This is a genomic window from Streptomyces sp. NPDC041796 (assembly GCF_055590785.1).
Map to the genome: position 1 here is coordinate 1 of NZ_JBVJAH010000034.1, position 18,086 is coordinate 18,086.

General features: G+C 68.1%; 15 protein-coding genes and 4 pseudogenes. 7 read left to right on the forward strand and 12 right to left on the reverse strand.

Annotated features, from left to right (window positions below):
* A pseudogene (locus ACZ6C1_RS36065) lies at positions 1-271 on the forward strand (SMI1/KNR4 family protein); the annotation flags it as partial.
* Between the two features lie 430 nt (positions 272-701).
* Here ACZ6C1_RS36065 and ACZ6C1_RS36070 read toward each other — a convergent pair.
* Both ACZ6C1_RS36070 and ACZ6C1_RS36075 read right to left on the reverse strand, forming a co-directional pair.
* Positions 702-1,595, reverse strand: a pseudogene (locus ACZ6C1_RS36070) (IS5 family transposase).
* Positions 1,592-2,110 carry a hypothetical protein gene (locus tag ACZ6C1_RS36075; protein WP_469247209.1) on the reverse strand — a complete coding sequence of 173 codons (519 nt, stop codon included), beginning with the start codon at positions 2,108-2,110 and terminating at the stop codon, positions 1,592-1,594. The pseudogene ACZ6C1_RS36070 and the gene ACZ6C1_RS36075 overlap by 4 nt, the downstream one beginning before the upstream one ends.
* A 539-nt stretch (positions 2,111-2,649) precedes the next feature.
* On the opposite strand from ACZ6C1_RS36075, the gene ACZ6C1_RS36080 reads away from it, so the two are divergent.
* On the forward strand, positions 2,650-3,243 hold the full coding sequence (locus ACZ6C1_RS36080) for a hypothetical protein (protein ID WP_469247211.1): 594 nt from the start codon (positions 2,650-2,652) through the stop codon (positions 3,241-3,243).
* Positions 3,244-3,716: 473 nt separating this feature from the next.
* On the forward strand, positions 3,717-4,565 hold the full coding sequence (locus tag ACZ6C1_RS36085) for an ROK family protein (protein WP_469247213.1): 849 nt from the start codon (positions 3,717-3,719) through the stop codon (positions 4,563-4,565).
* A 1,028-nt stretch (positions 4,566-5,593) separates the two neighbouring features.
* Here ACZ6C1_RS36085 and ACZ6C1_RS36090 read toward each other — a convergent pair.
* Genes ACZ6C1_RS36090 through ACZ6C1_RS36100 form a run of 3 tightly spaced genes read right to left on the reverse strand, consistent with a single transcriptional unit; the run spans position 5,594 to position 7,768 of the window.
* A complete protein-coding gene (locus ACZ6C1_RS36090) occupies positions 5,594-6,049 on the reverse strand; it encodes a hypothetical protein (protein WP_469247215.1) in 456 nt (151 codons plus the stop codon).
* Positions 6,050-6,086: 37 nt separating this feature from the next.
* Complete coding sequence (locus ACZ6C1_RS36095; protein WP_469247217.1) at positions 6,087-7,223, reverse strand: hypothetical protein; 1,137 nt, start codon at positions 7,221-7,223, stop codon at positions 6,087-6,089.
* Positions 7,223-7,768, reverse strand: a complete 546-nt coding sequence (locus ACZ6C1_RS36100) for a hypothetical protein (protein WP_469247219.1) — start codon at positions 7,766-7,768, stop codon at positions 7,223-7,225. Before ACZ6C1_RS36100 ends, ACZ6C1_RS36095 begins: the two co-directional genes overlap by 1 nt.
* 421 nt (positions 7,769-8,189) lie before the next feature.
* Between ACZ6C1_RS36100 and ACZ6C1_RS36105 the strand changes: the two are divergent.
* Both ACZ6C1_RS36105 and ACZ6C1_RS36110 read left to right on the forward strand, forming a co-directional pair.
* A pseudogene (locus ACZ6C1_RS36105) lies at positions 8,190-8,581 on the forward strand (hypothetical protein); the annotation flags it as partial.
* 13 nt (positions 8,582-8,594) lie between these two features.
* Positions 8,595-9,587, forward strand: a complete 993-nt coding sequence (locus ACZ6C1_RS36110) for an immunity 49 family protein (RefSeq protein ID WP_469247221.1) — start codon at positions 8,595-8,597, stop codon at positions 9,585-9,587.
* A 248-nt stretch (positions 9,588-9,835) separates the two neighbouring features.
* On the opposite strand, the gene ACZ6C1_RS36115 is transcribed toward ACZ6C1_RS36110, so the two are convergent.
* The 4 genes from ACZ6C1_RS36115 to ACZ6C1_RS36130 form a co-directional block, all read right to left on the reverse strand.
* Positions 9,836-10,708 carry an SCO2400 family protein gene (locus ACZ6C1_RS36115; RefSeq protein ID WP_469247222.1) on the reverse strand — a complete coding sequence of 291 codons (873 nt, stop codon included), beginning with the start codon at positions 10,706-10,708 and terminating at the stop codon, positions 9,836-9,838.
* A 1,399-nt stretch (positions 10,709-12,107) separates the two neighbouring features.
* Positions 12,108-12,260 carry a hypothetical protein gene (locus ACZ6C1_RS36120; RefSeq protein ID WP_469247223.1) on the reverse strand — a complete coding sequence of 51 codons (153 nt, stop codon included), beginning with the start codon at positions 12,258-12,260 and terminating at the stop codon, positions 12,108-12,110.
* Between the two features lie 426 nt (positions 12,261-12,686).
* Positions 12,687-13,331, reverse strand: coding sequence for a DUF4259 domain-containing protein (locus ACZ6C1_RS36125; RefSeq protein WP_469247224.1), 645 nt, complete (start codon positions 13,329-13,331; stop codon positions 12,687-12,689).
* Between the two features lie 61 nt (positions 13,332-13,392).
* Positions 13,393-13,575: a hypothetical protein gene (locus tag ACZ6C1_RS36130; RefSeq protein ID WP_469247242.1), complete on the reverse strand. Its 183-nt coding sequence runs from the start codon at positions 13,573-13,575 to the stop codon at positions 13,393-13,395.
* Between ACZ6C1_RS36130 and ACZ6C1_RS36135 the strand changes: the two genes are divergently transcribed.
* A complete protein-coding gene (locus ACZ6C1_RS36135) occupies positions 13,561-14,109 on the forward strand; it encodes a hypothetical protein (protein ID WP_469247243.1) in 549 nt (182 codons plus the stop codon). The genes ACZ6C1_RS36130 and ACZ6C1_RS36135 overlap by 15 nt on opposite strands.
* Here ACZ6C1_RS36135 and ACZ6C1_RS36140 read toward each other — a convergent pair.
* Both ACZ6C1_RS36140 and ACZ6C1_RS36145 read right to left on the reverse strand, forming a co-directional pair.
* A complete protein-coding gene (locus ACZ6C1_RS36140; RefSeq protein ID WP_469247225.1) occupies positions 14,036-14,806 on the reverse strand; it encodes a DUF3995 domain-containing protein in 771 nt (256 codons plus the stop codon). The two genes, ACZ6C1_RS36135 and ACZ6C1_RS36140, sit on opposite strands and share 74 nt — an antisense overlap.
* Positions 14,803-15,153: a DUF6191 domain-containing protein gene (locus ACZ6C1_RS36145; RefSeq protein WP_469247240.1), complete on the reverse strand. Its 351-nt coding sequence runs from the start codon at positions 15,151-15,153 to the stop codon at positions 14,803-14,805. The genes ACZ6C1_RS36140 and ACZ6C1_RS36145 overlap by 4 nt, the downstream gene beginning before the upstream one ends.
* Before the next feature lie 2,122 nt (positions 15,154-17,275).
* Between ACZ6C1_RS36145 and ACZ6C1_RS36150 the strand changes: the two genes are divergently transcribed.
* Positions 17,276-17,575 carry a hypothetical protein gene (locus tag ACZ6C1_RS36150; RefSeq protein WP_469247226.1) on the forward strand — a complete coding sequence of 100 codons (300 nt, stop codon included), beginning with the start codon at positions 17,276-17,278 and terminating at the stop codon, positions 17,573-17,575.
* On the opposite strand, the pseudogene ACZ6C1_RS36155 reads toward ACZ6C1_RS36150, so the two are convergent.
* Positions 17,555-17,755 (reverse strand): annotated as a pseudogene (locus tag ACZ6C1_RS36155) (IS21 family transposase); the annotation flags it as partial. The gene ACZ6C1_RS36150 and the pseudogene ACZ6C1_RS36155 overlap by 21 nt on opposite strands.
* Between the last annotated feature and the right edge of the window lie 331 nt (positions 17,756-18,086).

Sequence of the window (18,086 nt, forward strand, 5' to 3'; positions counted from 1 at the left end):
GATCATCTTGTCGGAGTCCCTCCAGGCCGATGAAGAGCTCTGCGACTTCCTCGACCCGGATGACGACAGCCTCGAACTGCTGGAGACGAATTCCGGCCGACTACCGTTCCCGGAATACCCGATCGGCGAGGAGACACGGTGGTTCCTGGGCCAGGACGTCCTCCTGCGCGATGACGACGGCGCGGCCATTCTGGCCTGCGGCCGGACGGCAGAAGACCTCAACCGCGTTCGTGACCTGATCCCGGGCGACTGGCTCAACGACTACCGCTGACCAGGTCCCAGACTCCTGCCGACCGGGCTGTCCACGCGGGAGCCAGCCCGAACTCAACCATCGTCCGGAAGCAAGCACCGAGGCGTTCCCAAAGCCCAGCGACACCGCTCTCCCGTGGAAGAGGGCGTTCCCACCGCTGAGCGACAGACGTTCTCAAAACACCCCTACAAAGCCAGCGGCGCGTGCCTCACCGGCTGTGAGCAGCGGCAGCCGGTCGCCCGGTTCGCCCATCATGAGGTCAAGGTCGTTCACACCCGGCAAACCGACCCGAGTGAGGAGCGGTCACAGGGCGGGTGGTTTGTTGAGCAGTTTCGACAGCAGTTGTTCAACACTTCGAGAGGCACTCGGACTGCGCTGTTCTCGATGTTCGTGAGAAATGACGACACTCTCCGGTTGGCCGGGAGCCTGGCCCTAGGTCGTGTCCGCAATGTCAGGGCAGCCAGAGTCGTGGGCAGGCCAGGGTGACCAGGGCCTGGTAGTGGCGGGCGAGTTTGTCATAGCGGGTGGCCAGGGCTTTGTTGTGTTTGAGCCGGTTGAGGCAGCGTTCGACGACGTTGCGTCGCCGGTAGGCGGCCTGGTCGAGCCGGCACAGGCTCTCGCCGCGCCGGATGCGGCCGTTGATTTGGTCGATCCGTTCCGGGATGGCTGCTTTGATGCCCCGCCTGCGCAGGTAAGCGCGGATTTTTGTGGACGAGTAACCCTTGTCGGCGACGACCTGATCGGGCCGGGTCCTGGGACGTCCGGGCCCGCACCGGCTGACGCTGATGCGAGCCATGATCTGCTCGAACTGGGTGCAGTCGTTGACATTGCCTGCGGTGATCGTGAAGGCCAGTGGCACGGCCCTGCCCGTCGCAAGCGAGGTGCATCTTCGTGGTCAGCCCGCCACGGGACCGGCCGATCGCCTGGTCCGGCCAGAGCCCCCTTTTCGGGCCCCGGCCGCGTGCTGGTGAGCCCGCACGGAAGTGGAATCGACACACACCAGGCTCCAGTCGACAGCGCCGACCGCGTCGGAGTGCTGTTGGACGTGGGCTAGCAGGCGGTCCCAGGTGCCGTCGGCCGACCAGCGGCGGAAGCGTTCGTAGACCGTCTTCCACGGTCCGTAACGCTCGGGCAGGTCCCGCCAGGCCGCACCCGTGGACAGCTTCCACAGGATGCCGTTGACCACCTGGCGGCGATCCCGCACCGGACGGCCCATCCACGGTGGAGCCAGCAACGGCTTGATCACTGCCCACGACTCATCGGTCAGCTCATGACGACGCACCACGAACAGACCAACGCACCAACCACTTTGCGGACACGCCCTAGGACTTGTCCGGCCGATCATGTTCGGAGCCAGATGAAACCGGTCCGGCCCCGGGCCGGACCGGCAAGGGCGACTTCAGTACCTGTCCGGCCCCGTCTGGCCGGGTCACCAGCACGACCGCGGGTCTTGTACGTGCTCTGGCGAGTGCCGTCCTCTCCCCTGCCCAGGCCGGTCCGGGCCAGGAAGCCGGGGTCCACGTCCCATGGCGGGGCAGCGATGTGCACCCGCTGGGTGCCGGGGATGCCCACCTCGACGAGGGCTCCGCCGCGGAACATCCACAGACCGAACAGGTCGTCGTCCTCGTCGTACAGCATGACCTGCACGCAGGCGGGCTCGTTCCACGGCAGGGACTCCAGGTCCTTGAGCACGCCGCGGCGCCGGTTCCACCGCTCGAACTCGATGTGCCAGCCCCCTACGAACCAGGGGATCCGCGCAAAGCAGCCGTGCCAGGTGCGGGCCTCGTCCGGCCGCGTCAGCGGCTCCATCACCTCGTCCTCGTATCGCGCCAACACGATGACCTGCGCCATTCTGCTCATGCCCACATGTCACACCGTGCCGGGTACCGAGGGCAATCGGTTTGGGACCCGGAGCCGTCGGGGTTCCTCCCGTACACGGAGTTCGCCGCCCAGGACTTGCCCGGGCCGTCACGTTCGGAGCCAGACGGTGAGGGCTGCGGCGGTCGCTGTGCCGAGGTAGACGTAACGGCGTCTGCCCGTCCGTCTAGCTCGTAGCCGCTGTAGGCCGCCAGTACACGTCGGTGGCCTCCCTGCGACCAGCCCAGGGCCGAAGACCATCAGACGCAGCTCGAAGCCGACGGGGCAGCCGACGCGGAGATCGGGCCGGTAAAGCTCGGCATGCATTGCCCGCCCAGCCCTGGTGGCCGCAGCATCCGCCCACCGCACGGCAGCTGTTGGCGCTGGCTGTCGGCGCGGTGGCGCCTCGTCGGCTTCGCTGGATGTTGAGGGTACGTATGGAGGTCAGAGAACCCGAATGTGTCGAGTCGCGCCGGTACTCACCCGAATTTTGAGTACGGAAGCGGCGCCGCCCAGCCCGGGCCGCCTGCTCGGATATGCCCATGACGACACCAACCACTCCCGCCTCGCACGTCCCCGATCTCGCGTCGGCGCGTCGGCGTCGCGTCATGACGCTGGTCGTGGGCGGGATGGTGCCGGTGCTCCTCCTTGCGGTACAAGGCTGTGCGGCCCTGGCGGGTGGCCCGGTCCTGACGGAAACGGCGTATCTCGAGCACCTGCGGCATACCCAGGAAGCGGGCGAGGATGCGGTACGGCTGTTGGGCATCGACCCGGACTCGGTGATCGACCGGAGAGAGACGGCCAGCTCTTCCTGCAAGGACGAATTCGGAGTGGACACGGCTGGGGTCACCCGTGACCAGCCGACCGTCAGGTGGGAGCCCGGCTTCGCGAGCCGCGCTGCATACATAGCGGCCGTCGACACCCTCCGCGAGAAGTGGTCCATGCGCGGGCTGACAGTGAAGGACATCCCCGCCCCGGCACAGGACGAGCCCGGAGCCGGCCTGCCAGGGGTCCGAGCGACGACCGACCGCGGCATCGAACTGTCATTGAGCCCCGACTGGATGTCTGGCGAGCCGACCCTCAAGGCCGATGGAGGATGTGTCCGACACTACGGCTACCAGGTGAACTGGGAGTAGAGACAGCCCGGCTACAGGGCCGCGGCCACGGAAAGGGGGAGGAGGAGGGCCAGGCCGAAGGACAGCTCGGCCCACCTCATTTATGTGGGTTCCGATTTCAGATGTATCGCTCGGTGGTGATGTGACCTGGGGCTGTGAATTCTGTCCAGGCTACTTGTCGCGGTTTTGTCAGGACGATCTGTCGGTTTCTTCAGGCGTTGGTGCTGGGCTTCGCAGCGGGTGGCGCAGTAGCCCTGAGGGCGTGGGTGCAAGGGTGCGGCGCTTGGCCGGGTTTCGACCTGCGGCGGTTCTGACCACCAAGGCGGCCTCGCTTTCCCCGGCGCGTTGCGTCATCGCACGCGTCCAGCCGCTTGAGTCGGCCACTTCTGCTCTCGGCGCCGGCCGAGCTGCACTCTTCCTTTCCTCAGTCTGTCTAGGGTGTGGGTGCTGGAGCGGTCAGCGAGAGGGAGGGCAGGACATTGCGGCGTGCGGCGGTGGGTGTCGATGTCGGTGGGACGAAGATGCTGTTGCTTGCCGAGGGGCAGGATCTGAGAGATCAGGTGATCCGGCGAGTGGAGACCGGGGCCGGGATCACACCTGGTGACCTGGAGAAGGCTCTTGAGGAGTTTCTTGCGGACCACCAACTGGTGCCGACGGCGCTGGGAGTGGCGGTTCCGGGGTTGGTTGAGAGCGGCAAGGTCCGAGTTTCCGATGTACTGCCGCAGCTCGCCGGGTGGGGTGGCCTGGGGGGCCACGCCGTTCCGTCGGTTTTGGTCAATGACATCAGAGGAGCACTCGCGCAGGAGACCGGTGCGCTCCCGGAGTCCGCTTCCGCCGCTGTGGTTCTTTGTGGTACTGCCGTGGGTTCGGCGTACCTGTCCGAGGGGCGGGTTATTCGCGGGGCCCGGGGCTGGGCCGGCGAGATCGGCAGCCTCCCTATGATCACACCGCAGGGCGTGCGCCGCCTTGACGAACTCGCTGGCGGCGGGGCCCTCGTGAGTGAGGCAGGGATGCCGCCGGAATTGATTCACGCCGCGCTCGCCGAAGGAGACCGCCGCGTGCAGGCCAAGGTGAGCGCGGCGGGTGAGGCGTTCGGGCTGGCGCTCGCCTCGCTGGTCAATGTCCTGAACCCGGAAGTGGTTCGGGTTGCGGGGGGCACCCTTGGCTACCTGGGCTACTGGGACGCCGCGCTGCGGGCCGCGCAAGCACATGCCCTCCCTGAACTGTGGAATACCTGCACGGTCGCCCGGATCGAGAACCCGGAGCTCGTCGTCGCCCGCGGCGCAATCCGCCTGGCGACCGCGATGGCTGACGGTCAGGCTTGGATACGCCAGTACCTCTAGCCCAGGGCCTTTCATCACGCCGACGTTGCGATGACCTGCGGCGTTGCGAGGTGGTCCCGGTGATCTGTCGGTGGGTTTGCCCAGCCGGGCTGTCGTTTTCTTCGGGCTGGATGCTGGGCTCGGCGCGGTCTGCCCGAGCGGGTACGGCCTTCGGGGTGGCTTCGAAGACGGAGGGTCGCGTTGATCGTCTGGGTGAACGGTGCGTTCGGCAGCGGAAAGAGCATGTTGCGGCGTGACCTGCCGGGGCCGGACTTCGGGGCGCGGATCTTCTCCAGCACCGGCTTGAACGTGCCGGATGCCCCGGCGCCGCAGGTACTCGCGGCGGGGGCCGTTGCTGTAGGCCGTGTCGGCCACGACACGGTCCGGGGTCTTGCGATGCTGATCCGACGCGCCGGGCCCGACGTGCGGGCTCGGCAATTGGGGCGGGGACGAGCTGCGTCCTCGGTGGCCCGAGGCCCTGGTCAGTGCGCTCGTCGACGATGTCGCTGGTCCGCATGGCGGCCACGCTGGTGCGGCCGCAGGCCAGGACCGCGGCGGCATCACAGGCGAGTTCAGCCCACCAGTGCAGGGCAGCGGTGCTCGTCCACGCGATCAGGAACGTTGCGATGAAAGCCCAGGTGGACAGCAGGCCCGCAGCAAGGGTGACTGCCATGAGCGCGCAGGTTTCGACGACCCGCCGTGTGCGGGTGTCACGGCGACGGAGGTGAGCGAGTTCGTGCTCAGGAACCGGCGGAAGGTGCTGGGTGTGCCGGGGGTGGAACCAGTGGGCGCCGAGCCACAGGTGTCCGCGCCGGCTGTGGCCGGTCGCGCGGGCGTCCTCCGCCGTCACGGGGCAGCCCCGACCCGGTCGGCCCCCTCGGTCTTGATGACCACCGCCCCTGCCCGGGCCCATCCCGGCCACCACGGCGTGACCGGTCAAAGGGGGCGCCGGCCCCGGTCACCGTCCACCATGAGGCGGGCGCGACCCGCCGGGGCGGAGCGTGGACGAGGGGCGCTCGAAGCAGCCGGTGCCCGCGTGACGCTGGAGGTCATGGCCCTTTCAGGTCCAGCCGGAAGGACGGGCAGGTGTCGGGGTCGTCGTTCTTGTAGACAACGGTGCGCTTGGAGTCCACAGCGATCGTGAGAAGGTCCACGGTGTCCCCGCGGAGCAGGGCCTTCGGCTTGTCGAAGTGCAGCCGCAGCAACGGCGACTTCTCGGGGCCTGAGGGCGGGTCGATCTCCCAGGTTCCCGAGCCGTCGAACGTCTCACCCAGTTCCTCCCGGTAGTAGTCCCCGGTGGGCCAGTTCTCCACGGAGAGCGTGCCGCCCGACTGACGGGGGAGGGTGGTGAGAGTAAGACGAACCCCCTCGGCGTCACGTTTACCTTCGTAGGTGCCCGCGAGATCGGCGCCACCCGCTTCCGCCGACTCCTCGGGGACACAACGTTCGAACGCGTCGGAACCGCAGGCGCTGAGCGTTCCCGCCAGCACCACAAGTGCCGTCACGACTGCGACGACACGAGGCGATCGGTGGGTCATGAGCCTAATCACCTGCCGGGATGCGTTCGGTCCATTTGATCTCCTGGCTCACGGTGGAAAAGGCGCCCTCATCCCGGTTGAAGTTCTCCAGCCAGTCGTAGTAGCCGACGTAGTGGAGGAACGATTCGTTACTGGTCGAATTATCCAGGGTGTACTCGACTACCAGAGTGCCGTCGGGGTCCTGGCCTTGGACCTTGTAGCCCAGGGAGTACGAGCCCACGAAGGCCTCGCCCAAGTGGTCGTCGTCCGCCGTGACGATCGCGGGGATGTCCGTGAGTACCAATTTCTTCAAGGCTCCCAGCTTGCCGCCTTCGGAGATCGAGTAGCTGACGGTGCCGTCGGTCTTGCCCTGTTCGCGCCACTCGGTGAGGGTGTCCTGACGCAGCTGCTGCATGCTCACGCTGGACCGGATCGCCTCGGTCATCTCGTCGCCGGCTGCGTACTCGCGCTCGCGTGGGCCGTTGCCCGTCACCCAGTCCAGGCCGAGATCGTAGGGGCCCTCTTCCTTGATACCGGGGTACGGGTCCTTGCCCTGCAACACCCGGGCGAAGGCGTTGTACTCGCCGTCACTGATCTTGTTGGTGGTGTCGATGCTTTTGTGCTGAGGGTTGCTGTTGAACCAGGAACCCAACCCGATGTCCGCCATCATGGCAAAGGCGAGGTTCTGGTCGGCGACGATGCCCCGCCTTACCAGATCGACTATTTCCCGCGTGGCGTCCTCGATGGTTCCGGCTTCCGTGGAGCCCTTCTCAATGATTTTGCACTGGCCACCGATGATGTTGGGCGATACCTCGCCGCTTGGAGAGATGTAAAGGCCCTTCTCCTCGGCGCGCCGCACGGCGTCCTTCAGGGCGCTCTTCACGGCCTTGAGCTCGCCCAAGGCATCGTCAAGAACACCTATTGCAGCCGCCGCCACCTTGGTGGCAGCCTCCATCTGGCGCTGGTTGTCATCGATCATTCGCCAGGCGAAGGGCGCTGCGGCACCCTCCCAGTACCCCTTGTCCCGCAGCGGAACAAGCATCTCGTCCTGTACTCGTTTGCCGAGGCCGCTGATGTCTTTGTGAGTGGTACGCCATTGATCCGCGAGCTTCTGCAGCGGAGCCAGGTCGGTATCCAGGATCTCCCGGTAGAAGGAAACCATCACAGCCCCGCGATCCGTGACGGACGTTTGACCCCGCGGAACTCATCCTCGATCGCGGTGTCCGTCTTGGTGTAGTCGCGGGCACCGGCCCTGAGGCTTTCGGCGATGTGGCCGAGCCAGGCTGCTACGAGTCCGGCCTGCTTCTCCCAGCGCCTATGGGCTTCGCGGAGGCCCGCAGCCGACTGCCACTCCGAGAGTGCCGATATCGCCGCGCGGGCCGGCTCCTCCAGGGAGGCGGCCGGCTTGGTGAAGGCAGTGAATATCTCATCCGCCTTACCGGCGGCTTTGTTGAGGATGGTCGGCTCGATCCGGAGTCGCTCGCCCGGCTTCTGGCCTTGCGGCCCTGCGGGAGCCGGAGGCGCGGGAAACGGCGATCGAGGCCTGAGAGGAGACTCAGGCTGGAGGAGGTTCGGGGCCGTCGGGTCGGCGTAGCTGTCGGCGGGCGGTGCCTGGTAGTAAGGGCTCGCGAACCCCAGATTGCGCTTCTTCAGCTCGTCCGGTGTCAGCAGCAGCTTGTCCGGCTTGGGCAGTGTCTCGTCACTCACGCACGTCCCCCTTGATCCTTTTACGTGCTTGCCTCAGCAGGCTAGTCGAGAGTGGATCAGGGCCAGTCGGCGCCCTGGCCGGTAGCCTTCGTGCAAGCCAGACCAGGAACGGCACCGCACCACACCCGCGATTCCGATCACTAAGCCAGTCGAACGACGCCACGTCGACAACCGGCCCACCAGCCGCGTCATCAACCTGTGGGGCAACCCAGCAGCTGCGGGAGCCTCGGAGCGGACACCAGGGGCACATGACACGAGGCTTCCGGAACCCCTGACTGCAAAAGCGGACAGCCTTCAGGTTAGGGCCGCAGGTCAAGGTGAGGACAGCGGCGACGCCGTCCCATCCCACCGGAGCAGCCAGGTCGTCGTGGAGGGCATGGTCGTCCGGCTCGCCGGCCAGGGGCGCTTCATGGCGGACCCCGGCCGCCCCAGGACTACGCCGGACGCGGTCCTGGGCGACAAGGCCTCTTCGGTCCGCGCGATCCGCACCCATCTCCGCCGGCGCGGGATCCCGGCGGTGATCCACAACCCTCCGACCAGATCGCCAAGCGCAAGACGTGAGGCCGATCTGGCGGTCGCCCACCGGCCTTCGACCGCGAGACATGCAAGCAGCGCAACGCCGTTGAGCGATGCACCAACAAGCTCAAGCAATGGCAAGGTCTGGCCACTCGATACGACAAGACCGCCGCCACCTACCTCGCCGGTCTCCAGATGGCCGCCCTTCATCTGGTCGGCGAGGTGATCCGAAAGAAAGCGCTCCAGCGCTGTCAGTGCCTGTTGATAACGTGCTTCGTCCAGTCGTGGAGTTCATGAAGGGACGAGGCACGTGCGAGATGTGACATGCCATCAGGTCGACAAGCGGCGGTTGGCCGAGGCGCTCGACGACATCGACGGGCGGGCCTACACGCGGTGGCACTCGCTGCGGTACGGCAGCATCTCGCCGACGCTGATCCGGGACATGGCGGACGAACTGCTCGACCATCTCGCCGCGAGAACGGTGACGGAGCCGGGGCTCGACGCCGCGGCCGGCACGGTCGCCGTCACCGCCGCGGAGTGTGTGCACGGAGTGCTGAGCATCATGTGCTTCCCGGACGGGGACCAGGAACTCCGGTTCCCCCTCGTCGGGGAGCGGATCAGCACGGACCCGGACGACGACGAGTTCGGGGACGGGCCCATCACCTTCCGGGACGTCGTCGGGGAGGCGCCCACCGCGCGGACCTGGCTCGACATGTTCGAGATGTGTGTCGTCAGCGGGCATGTGTGGGACTGGGAGCGGGTCACCGGGCTGTTGCTGCGCGACGACTACGCGCCCGCCATCCGTGACGGCGTGCCCTACAACCGGTACACCTCCGTCTCCGACCCCGCCGACCTCGCCGCCATGGACGCCCTGTGCCCCTATCTCACCGAAGCGGCCGGGCATCTGCCCCGCGACTGGCCGACGGTTCCGCTGCGCAAGCCCGATGCCGGGGAGCGCGCGGAGGCCGCCCGGCGGCTCGACGAGGTCGGCGACGCGCTGAGCGCGGACCAACAGCTGCTCCGCGTACTCCTCGACGACGATCAGCAGGCGTTCGAGGACGCCCTCGTCGCCCGGCTGGTCGCGTACCGGGAGAGCGTCGAGGCCGATGCCGGTGATCCCGCGCCCCGGTCCCTCCTCCCTCTCGGCACCCTCGCCCTGGCCTGCCTCGCCGTCCAGGTCCATGGGTGGGAACTCGGTGTCCGGTCCGGGTATCTGCCGTACGGTCTGCTGGGATCGCCGGACGCGACGCGCCGGGCCGCGGAGGAATACCGGAACAACTTGGGCTACTGGGCCGCCAAGTAGGCCACCCCGGGGTGCGGGGCATGGGTGTGACGCGTGTGACCGGGAGTACCGCGCCGGCAGACGGGCGCGGCTGAAGGCGCTCGCGCTCATCGCGCTGATGCTGACGTGCGCGGTTTCAAGGTGGTCAACGACCTGCCCGGCTGGGTCGCGGCGATCCTGACAGGAGTTCTGACCATGGTCGACGGCGTATGGGCCCTCCGCCTGGCACTTCTTTGCGGCAGGTGCCGCGGACCTCGTCGGAGATCCTGTCAGCGCGGCAGCAGCCGCTCCGTACCACCGCGCAGCGCATCGGCAAGCGGCCTGACCGTAGGGCTCGGTGTGGGGTCGGCCGTGGGTGGGGTGTCGGTACTGCTGCTCGGACTCGGACTTGGTGTGGCAGTCGGCGGCGGGGTGGATGGTGCCGTCGGGGTAGGTGAGGGACTGGGGCGGCCGCTGGACGGGCGGGGGCTGGGGCGGCCGCTGGACGGGCGGGGGGCCGGGGTGGGAGTCGTGAGCGGCGGAGTCGTGGTGGCGGGAGGAGCCGCGGGAGAGGGTGATTGCGGCTGCGTGACTGTCGCGCGAGGCGGTCGGTTCACCTCGCCGGCGCGGTCCCGGCTGGATCCTCTGGCGGGGTGCGTGACCGCACGTTCCGGTGGGCTTGAGGCACGCGGCGGTGCGGCGGCGCGCCCTTGGGGCGGTTCGGTGGGTGACTGTTCCGGGCCCGGGGGTGCGTCGGGGAGGTCGGCGGACTGGGGCCTGGCTGTCGGGTCGGGAAGCACCGCGCCGGCAGCGATGCCGCCCAGCATGGTGAACGCGGCCGCGGCGAGGGTACGGGCGCCGTACTTCTTCCAGCGCGGCGCGCCGTGACGGCGCCGGCCCTCGGGCACCTCGGCCGGAAAAGCCGGGGCCGGGGCGGTCTCGGTCTCGGCGGCCCGTTTCCGGGGGGTGGGGATCGCCGGGGAAGGCGCGGGTGGTTCGACGGGGTCTGGTCCGATGCTGAAGAGGGCTTCCATCGCCGCAGTGTCGACCGCCGGGCCGTCGCCCGATCCGCCCGGCAATGCCATGTCATCGTCGTACGCCCCGCACTCCGGGCACGTCACGGTGTTGTTGAGAGGGCGGCGGCAAGGAACGCAGTAGTCCATGAGTCCGACCGATCAGTGCGCGAGTCGCTGGAAGTCAGTTCGGCCGGGTCGGCCTGCTGGGTGGCTGCCCGCGGCCACAGGGCAACGCTGGGCGCTGCGCGGGAGGGTGCTGGACATGTGCGAACCTCGCTCACTCGCCGGCTCAGGGATGGGTCGCCGGTTACCGGGTTCAACGGATCACCGCGCGCCGGTTGCTCAAGCGGCGATGGAAACGTGGGCTACGTAACGCGCCGCAGACCTTCGACGTCACTCTCCTCACCGACCAGACTCCGAGCGCGCCGCCGCGTGCGCCGCGCTCCACCGAGGACTGCGGCGCCGATGCCGTCGTGCGTGTCGTCCCCGCGCCTGCAGGGGGTAATCCGGCAGTCGAGTCGGACGTGCGGGACCTGGTGGCGTCGTCGCCGCACCCGTGGGGGTAGTCGCGGCCTGTGGGCGACGGCTGGGCGTGGGTCCGGTAGTCCCCGCGACCGCCGAGGTGCCAGGTGCCGCAGCTTCGGGTGAGTCGAAGTTCCGCGGGTAGCGGCGACGGCGCGTTCGATCCAGCGGCGGTATGGCCATCCGGGATCGTGTGCGGCCTTCCTAGCGGGCGGCAGCGAGGAGGCCGTGGTGCGGGCGGTGGTCAGGATGCGTACTGCCCTGGCCTTGGTACACCGCTCACGCAAAGGACTATCCGGTGTACCGATCCTTGAAGGCGGCCTTGCGCTGGTGGTGGCGTCGGCGTCGGAGAGGGAAGACGTTCCTGGTCGATGCGGGCGCGGCCGGTGGGGCCAGGGCGGCGCAGCCGGGGCGGCGCGGATATGGGCGGTCAGCTGGGCCAGCGGCGCCCTGCGCGCGCTGCGTACGCCATTAGTACGCCATATGTACGCGTGACGCTGCAAGTGCTGGCGCACGGTACGTCGCCGGGACCACAGGGGCAAAGGAGCACAGCACGTCGCCAGGACCACAGGGGCAAGGAGCACAGCGAAACCCCGGCCAAGCGGCTGACGGCCGGACAGCAGGACCGGGCACGGCGAAGCCAGAGGGCACCGGGCGGACGGCCGATTGCAGCGGGACAGCGAAGCGGCGGGTGGGCGGCGATGCACGGCGGAGCAGGCGTCCTCGAAGCTCGCTCGCCCATACGACGGCGGCCGGCTCGCGGCGGTCCGGTGCGCAGGTGCGCCAGGAACGCTACGTTGGCACGGGCCTCCCCGATGCTGTCATGCGGTGCAGACCGGCCCGGCTCAAGACGTGCCGACGTGGCGGGCGGCATTGTGACAAACCCGTCACCATCGTGGCGCTTCTCGCCCCCTCCAAGGCCGTGCGGCCCACCATCCCCGCAGCAAGTCCCGATGTCCTCCCCTTGCGTCGCAGCTGAGCGAACGCACGTCACTGACCTTGTTGGCCCCAGGCGGCAGCAGGGTCAGTCGGGGTTCTCGAGCGAGGCACCGATGTTGGTCCACATGAGGGGTCCCTTCCAGCCGCCCAGTGCGACGATCACCTTCTCTTGGGAGATCGTCCGGGTCTGGTAGTGCTCTGCCGCCGTCCCGTCACGGAATTCCAGCCGATAGGTCATCCCTCAGCCACACCTGCACATACCAATCGCCGGCCGCCTCATCGTCGACGCGCTCGACGATGAGGAAGGTGTTGCCCCGGCCGAGGTTCGCCACCATCCGGCTCAAGGCCGTGGGCCCCGGATTCCTCACCTGACGACCGTGCTCGTCTCTCGCTTGCAGCATGGCCCGATCATCACCCACAGCTCTGACACCCGTCGAAGAGCAACCACGTCACGCCCACTCTCGCCCCCCGCGTTCCTCAGTTGGTTCACTCCGTGAACCAACTGAGGCGAAGGGTAGTTGTGAGGAAATTCGGGATCGGCATCACCATGCGAGAGCGGCTGAGTCAGTCTGAAGGGCCCTCTCCTTGATGTCCCACCGCGAGACCGGCCAGCACCAGGCCACTTTGCACCTGCCTGGTGAAGCCGCAGGGCCGCAGCCATCTGTCATGGCGGAGCCTGGGCCCCGGGCAGCATGAGCAGTCCGCGGCGGATGCGGGACAGCAGCCGGGGCGCACCACGTGTGTGGCCTAGGCGCCGTAGACCGCCCGCAGCCGCACCACGGCGCGTGCAGGACGGTGGGGCGGTGGGGGCAGGCGCGGCGAGGGTGTCGTAGAGCTGGGCGCCGGACAGGCGCGCGCGGGGACAGGCGTGGGCGCCGACGTCGAACACGAGCTGGGCCGCAGTGGGTGTTTCGAGTGCTTGGGGCATTGTCGCACTTCCTGGCGCCCGTTGGTCGGCGTCGGCGCTGTCCACCCAGCCGGTTGCCATCTCTGATCCGTCCCGGAGAACCCGGTCCAGTGCGAGTCTCGCCGACGCGCAAAGCGAGGCCGGCAGTTCGGGCAGCGGTTCCCTGGGGTCGTCATCGGGGTCAAGCACGATGGGGCTGTCCGGGAGGGTGCTGGCGACGAGAGCGCCGGCGGCAACGGCTTCGGCCCCGTCTCCGCCATCGACGCGCTCTCCCGAGTCGGTGACTCGCTGGAATGCCCGCTCCAGCACTTCGATGACCTGCTGGTGGGTGAGTCCTTCAAGTTCATCGACGAAGTCTGCGGCGAGGTCGCTGTCGAACGGGCCAGTTGCCCACGTTCCCATGCATGGCTCCTGATGCGGCTGACTTGGACGAGAGCATGGTTCCAGGAGCCACTGACATCGGTCATGGGGCGAGGAGGACACGCTCGCGGAGCAGGGTGAAGCTGGCCTTGGCGGCCTGCAAGCGGCTAAGCAGGCCGGTCGGCACGGCGCGGGCATCGGCGGGCACCTTCTGAACTGCCTCGCCCGCCAGGCCAACCACCTCGGCCACGCCGAGGACGCCCTGGATCTCGTGCAGGCCGCCCAATACGGCACCCGCAGGCTCCCACCCGGACGGCTCCGCGCGCTGCCGTTCTCCCTCGAAGCCCGCTGCCACGCCGTTCTCGGCAACGTGGAAGACATGCAGCGGGCGACTGAGGCCGCCGAAACCGCCCTCAACAGCGACGCCGGCACTCCGACACCAAGCTGGGCCACCTGGTTCGACGCCGCAGAGTTCCACGTCACGGCCGGCGTATGTGAGTTCATCGCCGCTGAGCACGTGCCCGCGAGGGCGGAGAGGGCGATCGACCTCATCACGTCGGGGACGGTCTGGCGGCCTACCGAGCAGGTCCGCAGCCGTGCGTTCGACCAGATTGCGCTGGCTCGGGCATATGCGCGCGCCGGGCAGCCGGAAGCGGCGGACACGGCCACGGGCAAGGCCCTGACACTGATGGGGGCCGTGAACTCAACCCGTGTCGGTGACCGGCTGCGCGAGCTGGACGCAGAGCTCAGTGCGGCGCCACTAGGAGGGGCCACCGCAGACATCCGGGAGCGTATCCGCGTAGCTCTGCAGCCGTGCTGAACACGGTCGCGGGGCCAGAACACCGTGACCGTGCTGTCGCGCTGCGCACATGCTCACCGCCCTGACGGTCCGGACGGAAAGGGCACACGGGTCTTGGGGGCTGAGCATGCTGACACGCTGGTGAGCCGCCCTGCCGACCCCGACGGGCAGGGGGACCTGCCGCTATTGGAGGGAGCTGGGCTGGGGGCTTGCTGCTAGGCCGTGTTTTGAAAGAGGTGCACGATGGGGTCGACCGCGTACCGATCGAAAGAAGTCCCGTGGTTGACCCCGTGCTGAAGCACGCCCTGCGCCATCTCCGCTTCGTGAAGTCGCAGCAGCCGTCCGATGCCGACTCCGTCGAGTTCGCTGACTGGCGGGAGAGGACCGCGGGGGCCTTGGACGCGTTGGTCCGTGTGCTCGTCTTTCGAAGAACCAGCCACCTTGCCAGCAGAGCGGGAACGCCTCGGAGCCGGGACCGGGCAAGCAGCAATGCCAGCAAGGCGCCGAGGAGGCAGAGCGCACCCACGCCCCACAAGCCGGCGGCGACGAACCACAGTGGGCGCTCGGTGGCCAGCGGACCGGCGGAGGTGCTCAGCCCCACGTCACCGCCGACGGCCCAGAAGAAGTGCACCCCGGCGAGCGCGGCCGCCCACAGGCATGAGATACGCCCCCACAGCGTGGACGGTTCCGCGCCCGTTCCCGCCAATTGGCGTCTCATCGCCCGCCCTCACGGGCATCGCGCCTGTCGGCGCACGGGCCATTTGCTTCCTGTGGCAACACGATGAACGCGGTGCCCTTGGTCAGGTCGACACTGCAGCGGGGCGGCGCACCGTCGCTCTCGTCGTCCCGCCGCAGCAGCTCCACCCTCCGCTGCTCCAGCTCTGCCGTCTTGTTTCCGTTCACGACCGCCGTGAATTCATCGAAGGCGATGTTCGACAGCGACCGCCCCGTGCGCCTGCGCAGCCACGGGATCAAGCCCAGCCCCGTGAACCATCGCCACGCGCTCTCCATCAGGGCGAACAAGACCAGACAGGACGCGAACGCCGGGAACGACATGAGCAACATCGTCACAGAGGGCCCCTCATCGTCCTGAACACTGTTGACTGCCGGGAAGTGGCGGAAGGGGCGGCGTCGTTCTCATCGGACGTGCGGACTGGGAGAACTCGGGGCTCCAGCCATCGATCCGCTTGTGGACCGCTCGCACGGACAGTCCGGCGCCCAGCCCGGTAGCGTCGTATGTCACCCGACAGGGATGGCTTTCCCTCTCGCGGGCGATGCGCTCCGCGCAGAGCGGCACACGCCGCTCGGTCCCCCCGGCCGTCGTCGTGGGGCTCATCTCGCTGATTGCCATGGGCTCACTGTGCTGGATCCGCAGCGCGCCGGGATCAAGCCGGCGCATGATCCGCTTCCGCCATGCGGCGGAGGCGCCGCCATCGAGATCCACCGCATGGAGGAGTGCCGTGGGAGCAGGCCGGCTTCGGTCGACCTGCCGGACAGCACCCTTAGGGGCTCACCCGGATCGCTGCGCCATTCGGCAGCGCCGGGCTGCCCGGGTGGGTCTTTGCTGAGGCGGGTCGGGGAATAGCCGCGCGGCACGCCGGCGCATCTCTGTCGAATCGTGCCGAAGTGGGGCGTGGCAGGTTGTACAGTTCCGTCGGCTGTCCACGCAGCCGTGCTGGGATGCCGCCCCCGGAGGCCGCGGCATCGGGAAGGCAGAAGCAGACGTGGCGAAGGCCTGACTGACTGGTTGGCTTGACCCATTTTTCCTCTCCTTCTTGTGCATTGACCGGGCAGTGCAGCAGGGAGTCGTCATGTATGAGACGCCGGCCAGCCCCGAATCGGGCGAGATGATCCGTCTGCGTCAGCTCGCGACCAACGAAACGTACGCCCAGAGTCAGCAGGGGCATCGGGCTAACCCCCGCGCGGAACAGGCCGTGCCGAACCCTTCCCGAGAACAACAGCGCTGGGAAGTACCGATCGTCGAACTCCTGGCTGAGGAATTCGGACGTCATCCGGTAAGCGCCGACATGGGCCTGTTCGGCATCCGCAGCGTCATCCCCATCCCGACCGCCTGGACATCCGCGTCGACCGCCGGGCCCTCCCGCGCTGGCACGGGCCCTGGTCGGCACCCCGAATCCCCGCGGTCCGCATCGGCTTGCGCGCCTGCAGTGGAGCGCCGAGGCGAAGGGCGTTCATCTGGTGGACGTGAGCAGTGGCGCAGTGGTGCTCCTCGACCGGAGCTTCCCTCGCGAGTGGCGGTCCGATCTCGGCAACCTCACCGACGGCGCCCCCGACGGAATCAGTCCCCCGGCCACCACGCGTGCTGACTCGGGGTACGGCTTCGAGGCTTCCGTGCTCCTGCGTCGGGCCCATCTGGAGACGCAACTGGCCGAGACGCAGGCGGGAGTTCTGCATCTTGCAGTTCGGGATGCGGGAGACGGTCGGGCCCGTCTCTTGGAAGTCTCGGTGGACGAACCGAACCGCGCGGCGTGCTTCTTGGCACTCGAGGACGCCCCGGAGGTCTTGTGGTCGTGGCCGGGAAGCGACCGTGGTGATGTGAACCGGGTGGGGTAGCTCCCAAGCGCGGCGTACACGCAGCACGGCTGGGGCCGCGGCCCTGGTCGATGACCGAACGCCCAGTCATGACGACAACGCACCCCCGTGCGGCCGGCACCCTCTGCACCCCTATCCACCCCACCGCGGCAGATGGCGTGCTCAAGGCAGTTCGCAGCCGTATTTCTCGAGCACCGCTCGGGTGCTGCTGTCCTCGGCTGGATGAGCCGCAGCATCGTGTCCCCGCTGATCGGGCGGACCACCAGCGTCTTGTTCACAGTCTCGGACTGAATCTCATCGAGCCGGTGGGGGCTGGCGGCCAGACAACTACTGGTGAACTGGCGCTCGAATCGGTTGAGAGGATCTTTGTGGCCACAGTTTGGAGCCGACCGATGACCGCTGCGGCAGGTGTAGGCGCCTGGCTCAGGGCCATCGTCTCGTGGGAACCGAGGACCTAACCCCGGACGTCGCTTCGAGTTGGCCTGAGCGGTGCTTGCATGCGCGGCCGCGCCGCGGCCGCTTTGGCAGGACTGTCGTTCATGAAACAGGTGCTCTTTCCAGTCAGGGCCGACGTCGAGTGCCCGTCGGCCGAGGTGGTGGGGCTGCTGTCACGGGGGTCGGATAGGTTTCCCGGATGACTGACACGGACCCACTGGTGCCCGTACTCGCCGGACTCGTCGTCGACGTCGTCTGGTTCCTCGACAGCTGCGAGGACGACGAGGTCGACCCTGACTCCGCGGTGAAGATGATGGAGAGCGTGAGCTGGGTGCTGGGGCAGTTGCCGCAGGACCAGCGCGACCGGTTCCTGAAGGTCCTCGCCGACCTGGCCGAGGCCGAGCAGGATCCGGGCCGGCGGGAGTTCTTGGAGAACTTCCCCTTCGCCAGCGGCCTGGTCGAAGAGGAGCCCGAGGGCTCAGGCCGAGCCGAAGCCTGACCAGGCGGAGGTGCCCGGCAGTCTGTGGTCATCGCTGCGGCGGATCGGCTCGACACGGTCGTGCTCGCCCTGGTGGTCGAGGATCGACAGCAGGTCGCCCTCGGCGAACCGTCCGACCGTCGCCGCGGTCCCGAGTGCCCGGTCGACGTCGGCACTCCCGTAGAGCTTGGCGAGCGCCACCGTTATCTAGGGCGGCGTGGAGACCATGAGGCATATAAGGCACGGCGCTGAATCGGTACGTGCCTGACAAGTATCTGAGGGGTCTTGAGGCACGTTCGGCACGTGAGGTCGTGTGAGCCCCCTGCACCCCGAGAACCCTGACTCTCCGACCCGGTGAGTCCTCGGGTCCCGGTTCGGGTCACCCCTGCCTAAAGGCTGTCCCGCTTTTGCAGTCAGGGGTTCCGGAATCCTCGTGTCATGTGCCCCTGGTGTCTGCTCCGAGGCTCCCGCAGCTGCTGGGTTGCCCCACAGGTTGATGACGCGGCTGGTGGGCCGGTTGTCGACGTGGCGT

Bases quoted from the DNA above. Each gene is read 5' to 3' on its own strand.
- ACZ6C1_RS36145 (WP_469247240.1), bottom strand. From the start codon at position 15,153: ATGTTGCTCATGTCGTTCCCGGCGTTCGCGTCCTGTCTGGTCTTGTTC.
- ACZ6C1_RS36080 (WP_469247211.1), top strand. From the start codon at position 2,650: ATGACGACACCAACCACTCCCGCCTCGCACGTCCCCGATCTCGCGTCG.
- ACZ6C1_RS36075 (WP_469247209.1), bottom strand. From the start codon at position 2,110: ATGAGCAGAATGGCGCAGGTCATCGTGTTGGCGCGATACGAGGACGAG.
- ACZ6C1_RS36150 (WP_469247226.1), top strand. From the start codon at position 17,276: ATGACTGACACGGACCCACTGGTGCCCGTACTCGCCGGACTCGTCGTC.
- ACZ6C1_RS36095 (WP_469247217.1), bottom strand. From the start codon at position 7,223: ATGGTTTCCTTCTACCGGGAGATCCTGGATACCGACCTGGCTCCGCTG.
- ACZ6C1_RS36115 (WP_469247222.1), bottom strand. From the start codon at position 10,708: ATGGACTACTGCGTTCCTTGCCGCCGCCCTCTCAACAACACCGTGACG.
- ACZ6C1_RS36125 (WP_469247224.1), bottom strand. From the start codon at position 13,331: ATGGGAACGTGGGCAACTGGCCCGTTCGACAGCGACCTCGCCGCAGAC.
- ACZ6C1_RS36120 (WP_469247223.1), bottom strand. From the start codon at position 12,260: ATGACCTATCGGCTGGAATTCCGTGACGGGACGGCGGCAGAGCACTAC.
- ACZ6C1_RS36140 (WP_469247225.1), bottom strand. From the start codon at position 14,806: ATGAGACGCCAATTGGCGGGAACGGGCGCGGAACCGTCCACGCTGTGG.